The following is a 7,928-nucleotide window of genomic DNA, read 5'->3' as shown; positions in this document are numbered from 1 at the left end:
GCCGCAGGACACGGTGCGCCCCGGCGCCGAGCCGGTGCTGGAGGTGCGCGACCTGACCACCCGCTTCGACGTGAAGCGCGGCTTCTTCGGCCGGCTGGCCGGGCGCATCCATGCGGCGGAGAAGGTGAGCTTCGCGCTGCGCCCCGGCGAGACGCTGGCGGTGGTGGGCGAGTCCGGCTGCGGCAAGTCCACCACGGGACGCTCGATCATCCGGCTGGAGCAGCCGATCGGCGGCGAGATCCGCTTCGCGGGCGAGGACATGACCCGGCTCGACGACGCCAAGGAGGCGCGGCTGCGGCGCGGCGTGCAGTTCGTCTTCCAGGACCCCTTCGCCTCGCTCGATCCGCGCCTGACCGTGGGCTTTTCCGTGGCCGAGCCGATCCTGACCCACAGGCTGCTGAGCGGCCGCGCGGTGCAGGACCGGGTGGCGCAGCTTCTCACCCAGGTGGGGCTGGGGCCGGAACACGCGCGGCGCTATCCGCACGAGCTTTCCGGCGGACAGCGGCAGCGCGTCTGCATCGCCCGCGCCCTGGCCTCGGAGCCCCAGGTCATCATCGCCGACGAATCCGTGGCGGCGCTGGACGTGTCGATCCGCGCCCAGGTGGTGAACCTGATGATGCGTCTGCAGCGGGAGATGGGGCTGGCCTATCTCTTCATCAGCCACGACATGGCGGTGGTGGAGCGGATCAGCCATCGCGTGGCGGTGATGTATCTGGGTCAGGTGGTGGAGATCGGCCCCCGGCAGGCGGTGATGAACGACCCGCAGCACCCCTATACGAAGCGTCTGCTGGCCGCCGTCCCGGTTCCCGATCCGGCGCGGCGCGGCCATGACCGCGGCCTGGACGACAGCGAGGTGCCGAGCCCGCTGCGCCGCCCGGACGACCCGCCCGAGGTGGCGCCGCTGGTGCCGGTCGGGCCTGACCATTTCGTCGCGCGGCACCATGTCGGCGGCCTGTACTGATCGCGTGAACCAAGGCCTCCGGCCGGCACGCCGCGTGTTTGTTCGCGTGATCCGGACCTCCGGCCGTTCCGGCTTGTGGTCATCACGCTCGAAGAGGAGGATTTCGTGACCGACTTCCCCGCCATCCGCCGCCGCGCCCTGATGGGCGCGCTGGGCGTGAGCGCCGCCCTGCCCTGGCTGGGCCAGGTGACGCCGGCCCAGGCCGCCGCCAACGACCTCGTGGTCGGCGTGCCCGACAACCTGACCGGCCTGGACCCGGCCGATGTCAACGACACGCTGTCGCAGTCGGCCTGCCGGCTGATGCTGCAGGGCCTCTACGGCTTCGATCCGGAGATGAAGCTCATCCCCGTGCTGGCCGAGAGCTACACCGCCGACGACAGCGCGAAGGTCTTCACCTTCAAGCTGCGCCAGGGCATCTCCTTCCACGACGGCACGCCTTTCGATGCCCAGGCGGTGAAGGCGAATTTCGAGCGCGTCGCCAATCCGGAGAACCGGCTGAAGCGGCAGAGCCTGCTCGCCATGCTCGACCGGGTCGAGGTGGTGGACCCGCTGACCGCGCGCGTGATCCTGAAGGAGCCCTTCGGCGCCTTCGTGAACACCATCGCGCACCCGGCCGGCATGATGCTGAGCCCCAAGGCGATCGCGCAGTTCGGCAAGGAGATCGGGCGCAACCCGGTTGGCACCGGCCCCTTCACCTTCGTGTCCTGGAACGCCGACACGCTGAAGGTGAAGAAGAACACCGGCTACTGGAAGCCCGGCCTGCCGAAGGTGGAGACGGTGACCTTCCGCTCCGTGCCGGAGAACGGCGCGCGCATCGCCATGCTGCAGACCGGCGAGGCGCATTTCATCTACCCGCTGCCGCCGGAGATGGCCGCGGTGGTGCAGCGCAGCCCGAATGTCGAGATCGTGGACAGCCCGTCGATCATCGCGCGCTATGTCTCGATGAACTGCATGAAGAAGCCGTTCAGCGACGTGCGGGTGCGGCAGGCGCTGAACCATGCCGTGAACAAGGAGGCCTATGCCAAGGTCGTCTATAACGGCTTCGCGCAGCCCCTCGACGCGCCGATCCCGCCGAAGCTGGGCTTCTACAGCTGGCAGGAGCCCTATGCATACGACGTCGCCAAGGCGAAGCGGTTGCTGGCCGAGGCCGGCTACCCGAACGGCTTCGAGACGGAGATGTGGGCGCAGAACAACACGCTGGCGCAGCGCGGCATGCAGTTCATGCAGCAGCAGCTCGCCGCCGTCGGCGTGAAGGTGAACGTCATGCCGATGGAGACCGGCGTGCTGCAGGACCGCATCTGGTCGGTGCAGAAGCCGGAGGACGCGCAGATCCAGACCTATTACGGCGGCTGGTCCTCCTCGACCGGCGATGCCGACTGGGGACTGCGCCCGCTGCTCTGGGGCCAGGGCTTCCCGCCCAAGCTCTACAACACCGCCTATTACAGCAACCCCGATGTCGACAAGGCGCTGGAGGCCGCCATCGCCACCGCCGACCCGGCGAAGCGCGAGGCGCTGTACAAGGATGCCCAGGCGAAGATCTGGAAGGACGCGCCCTGGATCTTCCTTGGTGTCGAGAACGTGCTGTCGGCCAGGAGCAAGAAGCTGACCGGGATGTACCGCATCCCTGACGGCGGCCTGCTCATCGAGGAAGCGGCGCTCTCCTGATGCTCGGCTACGCCCTGCGCCGCCTGCTCGGCGCCGTGCCGGTTCTGGTCGCGGTGTCGATCTTCGTCTTCGCCTTCGTCCGCCTGCTGCCGGGCGATCCGGCGCGGCTGGTCGCCGGGCCGGATGCGACGGCGCAGGACGTGGCCCTGGTGCGCGAGGAGATGGGCCTCGACCGGCCCATCTGGAACCAGTACCTGCGCTACATGGGGAACACGCTGCAGGGCGATCTCGGCCGTTCCACCAAGACCAAGCGTCCGGTGGCGGAGGAGATCGGCGAGCGCTTCATGCCGACCTTCTGGCTGACGGTGGTGGCCATGGCCTGGGCCACCGTCGTCGGCGTGCTGATCGGCGTGGTCTCCGGCGTGAAGCGCAACCGGTGGCAGGACCGGCTGGGAATGGTCTTCGCCGTTTCCGGCATCTCCTTTCCCTCCTTCTGGCTGGGCCTGCTGCTGATCAACGTCTTCTCCGTGCGGCTCGGCTGGCTGCCGACCGGCGGCTACGAGGGCTGGACCAGCTTCATCATGCCGGGCTTCACCCTGGGTACCACGGTGGCGGCGATCCTGGCGCGCTTCTCGCGCTCCGCCTATGTCGAGGTGGCGTCGGAGGATTATGTCCGCACCGCCCGCATGAAGGGCGTGCCGGAGCGGCGCGTGGTCTGGCACCACACGCTGCGCAACGCGCTGATCCCGGTGATCACCATGACCGGGCTGGAATTCGGCACGCTGCTCGGCGGCGCCATCGTGATCGAGACGGTCTTCGCCTGGCCCGGGCTGGGGCGGCTGCTGATCGACAGCGTCTCCTACCGCGACTATCCCGTGATCCAGGCGCTGATCCTGCTCTTCGCCCTGGAATTCGTCCTCATCAACCTCGTCGTGGACCAGCTCTACGCCGTGGTGAACCCGGAGATTCGCCTGAAATGAGCGACGCTCCCCTCGACGACATCGCCGGCACGGGCACGACGGCGCCGCTGGAGATCCAGTCTCCCTGGGGCGAGTTCTGGCGCCGCTTCCTGCGCCAGCGCGTGGCCATGGTGGCGGGGGGCCTGATCCTGCTGGTGGTGCTGGCGGCCATCGCCGCGCCCTGGATCGCGCCCTACGACCCGGCGGAGCCCGACTACAACAACATCCTGGCCGGCCCCTCCGCCCTGCACTGGGCGGGCACGGATGCCTATGGGCGCGACATCTTCAGCCGCATCCTCTGGGGCGCGCAGATCTCGCTCTCGGTCGGCTTCCTCTCGGTCATGCTGGGCGGCGTGCTCGGCGTGGCGCTGGGCCTCGTCAGCGGCTTCTTCGGCGGCTGGGTGGACAGCCTGGTGATGCGGCTCTGCGACGTGATGCTGGCCTTCCCCGGCATCCTGCTCGCCATCGCCGTGGTGGCGCTGCTGGGGCCAGGCGTGGCGAACGTCATCTATGCCGTGGCGGTGTTCAGCATCCCGATCTATGCCCGCGTGGTGCGCGGCAGCACGCTGGCGCTGAAGCAGACGCTCTATGTCCAGGCGGCACGCTCCATCGGCGTGAAGCGCCTGCCGCTGGTGCTGCGGCACATCCTGCCCGGCACGCTGCCAGGGGTGATCGTCACCACCTCGCTGCGCATCGGCACCGCCATCCTGGTGGCGGCGGGGCTGAGCTTCCTGGGCCTGGGGGCGCAGCCGCCCTCGCCGGAATGGGGGGCGATGCTGGCGGATGGGCGTTCCTACCTGGGCGTGGCGGACCACCTGACCTTCTTCCCGGGCCTTGCCATCTTCCTGACGGTGCTGGCCTTCAATCTTTTGGGAGACGGGCTGCGCGACGCCCTGGACCAGAAGCTGCGCTGAACCGGACGGGAGCGGCGCTTGTCCGCTGAAATTCCAGGCCCATCGCCACGCCGTGGCGATGCGGCTTGCCAGAGGCGGCGGGTTTCGCCAGCATCCCGTGCATTGCCGCCACTGGTTGCGGGGGCCCGTCCCATCCGCCACAGACGGGTCAACGGCCCTGGCCGGGGTGACGGGCGCAACCCTCGCCTCCCTGAACTGCTTGTGCAACAAGCCGTCGCGTATCTCGGACGGAACGGATTCGGAGTGACTTGATGAGCACCAAGACCACGGAAAAGAAGCCGGCGGCCAAGAGCGACAAGCCGAACGCGCTGCAGCAGCCGCTCCAGCCCTCCCCCGAACTGGCCGCCGTTGTCGGCGAAGGCAAGCTGGCGCGCGGCGAGGTCGTCAGCAAGGTCTGGGAATACATCAAGGCCCATGACCTGCAGAACCCGAAGGACAAGCGCGAGATCCTGGCCGACGACAAGCTGAGCAAGGTCTTCGGCAAGGACAAGGTCACCATGTTCGAGATGAACAAGTACCTCGCCCAGCACCTGAAGTAAGTCCGGGCGGTCAGTTCCGGCCGTCTTGGGGGCAAGGCTCCGTCTCGCTCCCAAACCCCCACTCCGCCAGGACACTGCGTGCCCTGGTCCGGTGAGTGGGCGCTCGCTGAGGCTGGCCGCGCGGGAGAGCTGTGCTCTACGGCGGCTGTGGGTGCCATCGGCGCGGAAACCGTGCCTCTGATCTTGTTTTCGGAAGCCCCGCTGGCACACCCGTTCCGGGGGATCGGGACAGGAACTATCCTTGCCACCGGCACCAGCGAAAGGCGGGGTCCGGGGACATACGATGTCCCCGGCGGTGGGGGTTCCGGGGGCAGGCGGAGCCTCCCCCGGCGGTGACCACCGGTACTCCGCGGGATCACCCCGCCACCGCATCCATCTGCCACGACACCAGACGCGCATAGGCACCCCGCCGCGCCAGGAGTGCCGTGTGGTTGCCGGCCTCCACCACCCGGCCGCCTTGCATCACCAGGATGGTATCGGCGTTGCGGATGGTGGAAAGCCGGTGGGCGATCACCAGCACCGTCCGGTCGCGCATCAGCGCCTCCAGCGCCGCCCGCACCTGGGTCTCGCTGATAGCGTCGAGATGCGAGGTCGCCTCGTCCAGCACCAGGACCGGTGCATCCTTCAGGAAGGCGCGGGCGATCGCGATGCGCTGGCGCTGCCCGCCGGAAAGCTGCACGCCGCGCTCCCCGACCGGCGTGGCGAGGCCCTGGGGCAGGCCCGCCACGAAATCCGCCAGCGCCGCCTGTTCCACGGCGCGTTGCAGCGCCGCCGGACTGGCCTCGGGCTGGGCGAGGCGGATATTAGCCTCCAGCGTGTCGTTGAACAGGTAGGTATCCTGCGCCACCAGGGCGACATGGCGGCGCAGCCCGTCCAGCGTCAGTTCCCGCAGGTCGGTGCCGTCCAGCAGGATGCGCCCCACCTGCGGGTCCCAGAAGCGCAGCAACAGGCTGGCCACGGTGGACTTGCCGGCGCCGGAAGGGCCGACCAGCGCCGCGGTGCGCCCGGCGGGCAAGGTGAGGTCCAGGCCGGTCAGGGCCGGGCGGCCACGGCCGGGATAGGTGAATCCGACCGCCTCGAACGCCACTGCCGACCCGCCCTTGGGCGAAGACGGTTCCATGGCGCCGCCCACCACCACCGGCACCTCGCGCTCCACCACGCGCAGCCTTCGGGTGGAGGCGATGGTGTCGGCGAGCTGCCGCCCGACCTGGGCGATCTCGGAAACCGGCAGGAAGGCGGCGATGGCGAGCAGGATCAGCATCGGCAGCAGCGACGCGTCGAGCCGCCCGGACGCGGCCAGGGCCGCGCCCACGGCGCCGACCGCCAGCCCGCCCAGGCCGGTCGCGACATCCAGCGCCGCCCCGGCGCGGGACTGGTCCTGCATCAGGGAAAGGCGCCGGTCCTGGTAGGCCGCCACCCGGGCCAGGAAGGCCGCGCGCCGCGCGCCCACGGCCCGGAAGGCCAGCAGGTCGCCGAGGCCCTGGATGGTCTCGGTCACATGCGCGCCCAGCTCGCCCAGCGCGGCGCGGGATTCCGCGCCCAGGACATCGATGCGCCGCCGCGCCAGGGTGGGGGCCAGCCCGGCGTAGAGCAGGAAGGGCAGCAGGGCGAGGGCCAGCGGCCAGGCGGCCCAGGCCAGCACGCCGAGCACGGTCAGCGGCACCAGCAGGGCCACCACCGCCGGGGCCACGGTATGGGCGTAGAAATACTCCACCGTCTCGACATCCGTGGTGGCGAGGGAAACGAGGTCGCCCGTCCGACGCCGCAGCAGATAGGCCGGGCCCAGCCTATCCAGCCGGTCGAAGAGCGCGATCCGCATCTCGGCGAGGAGGCGGTAGGCGATGTCGTGCGCCAGCCAGGATTCCAGCCAGTGCAGCCCGCCGGCCACCGGCGCGGCGATGACCAGCGCGATGGCGAGGCCCGTCACCGGCGCGCCGTCGCGCAGCGCCGCGATCAGCAGCGCGCCGAGCACGCCGACGCCGATGAAGGCGGCGACGCGGCCGATGCCGAAGAGCACGGTGAGCGTCATCCTGCCGCGCCAGGGGCGGATGTAGCGGATCAGGCTGGACAGGGTCTCGCCCCAGCCGACCGAGGCGGCGGCGGCGTTGAGGTCCTCGGGCTCCGGCGCGGCCTCGCTCTCCGCCGCCGCATGGCTTTCCGCGGCGGGGCGCAGCGCATCGGCCAGCGCCCCCTGCCCTCTTTCCTCGGCCTGGGCGCCCATGAGCTGGCGGTAGATGCCGCCCTGGCGCATCAGCGCAGCATGGGTGCCGCTTTCCGCCACCCTTCCGCCGGACAGCACCAGGATGCGGTCCGCGCCGATCACGCTGGACAGGCGGTGCGCCAGGATCAGCACGGTGCGGCCCTGCATCAGCCGGTCCAGCGCCTGCTGGATCACCGCCTCGTTTTCCGCATCCACGGCGGAAAGTGCTTCGTCCAGGATCAGGATCGGCGCGTCGCGCAGCAGGGCGCGGGCGATGGCCAGCCGCTGCCGCTGCCCACCGGACAGCCGCGCGCCGCGCTCGCCAATCAGGGCGTCGTAGCCGCCGGGCAGGGACTGGATGAAGTCATGTGCGTTGGCGGCGCGGCAGGCGGCCTCCAGCTCGGCCTGGGTCGCCTCCGGACGGCCCAGGCGGAGGTTTTCCGCCACCGTGCCGTGGAAGAGCGTGGCGTCCTGCGCCACGATCGCCACGTGTGCGGCGATGCCGGCGGGGTCCAGCGTCGCGACGTCCTGGCCGCCGATCAGGATGCGGCCCGCCTGCGGGTCGAACTGCCGCAGCAGCAGCCGGATCACCGAGGACTTGCCGGCGCCGCTGGGGCCGACGAGGCCGACGCGCTCGCCGCCGCGGATGGTGAAGTCCAGCCCGTCATGCGCCGGCTGCCGCCCGCCGGGATAGGCGAAGCGCACGCCCTCGAAGCGGATCTCCGGCGCCGCCTCGCCCAGCCGCAGCGC

Annotated in this window: 6 protein-coding genes; 5 read left to right on the top strand and 1 reads right to left on the bottom strand. The window is 70.3% G+C overall.

What is annotated here, in order from left to right; all coding sequences use genetic code 11:
• From ROTAS13_RS15130 to ROTAS13_RS15110, 5 genes are all read left to right on the top strand, one after another.
• A partial coding sequence (locus ROTAS13_RS15130) for an ABC transporter ATP-binding protein (RefSeq protein WP_139323379.1) occupies positions 1 to 961 on the top strand: 961 nt, incomplete at its 5' end.
• Positions 962 to 1,066: 105 nt separating this feature from the next.
• On the top strand, positions 1,067 to 2,626 hold the full coding sequence (gsiB, locus tag ROTAS13_RS15125) for a glutathione ABC transporter substrate-binding protein GsiB (protein WP_226945977.1): 1,560 nt from the start codon (positions 1,067 to 1,069) through the stop codon (positions 2,624 to 2,626).
• On the top strand, positions 2,626 to 3,546 hold the full coding sequence (gsiC, locus tag ROTAS13_RS15120; protein ID WP_019463084.1) for a glutathione ABC transporter permease GsiC: 921 nt from the start codon (positions 2,626 to 2,628) through the stop codon (positions 3,544 to 3,546). Before gsiB ends, gsiC begins: the two co-directional genes overlap by 1 nt.
• On the top strand, positions 3,543 to 4,439 hold the full coding sequence (locus tag ROTAS13_RS15115) for an ABC transporter permease subunit (protein WP_019463083.1): 897 nt from the start codon (positions 3,543 to 3,545) through the stop codon (positions 4,437 to 4,439). Before gsiC ends, ROTAS13_RS15115 begins: the two co-directional genes overlap by 4 nt.
• Positions 4,440 to 4,690: 251 nt before the next feature.
• Positions 4,691 to 4,978, top strand: coding sequence for an SWIB/MDM2 domain-containing protein (locus tag ROTAS13_RS15110; protein WP_019463082.1), 288 nt, complete (start codon positions 4,691 to 4,693; stop codon positions 4,976 to 4,978).
• Between the two features lie 355 nt (positions 4,979 to 5,333).
• Here the strand turns inward: ROTAS13_RS15110 and ROTAS13_RS15105 are convergent.
• The coding region (locus ROTAS13_RS15105; RefSeq protein WP_075822750.1) for an ABC transporter ATP-binding protein at positions 5,334 to 7,928 on the bottom strand (2,595 nt) is incomplete at its 5' end.

The organism is Roseomonas sp. TAS13, from assembly GCF_001950415.1.
GTDB lineage: Bacteria > Pseudomonadota > Alphaproteobacteria > Acetobacterales > Acetobacteraceae > Roseomonas > Roseomonas mucosa.
This window is presented reverse-complemented; position numbering and strand designations above follow the sequence as displayed.

Bases quoted from the DNA above. Each gene is read 5' to 3' on its own strand.
- ROTAS13_RS15115 (WP_019463083.1), top strand. From the start codon at position 3,543: ATGAGCGACGCTCCCCTCGACGACATCGCCGGCACGGGCACGACGGCG.
- ROTAS13_RS15110 (WP_019463082.1), top strand. From the start codon at position 4,691: ATGAGCACCAAGACCACGGAAAAGAAGCCGGCGGCCAAGAGCGACAAG.
- gsiC (WP_019463084.1), top strand. From the start codon at position 2,626: ATGCTCGGCTACGCCCTGCGCCGCCTGCTCGGCGCCGTGCCGGTTCTG.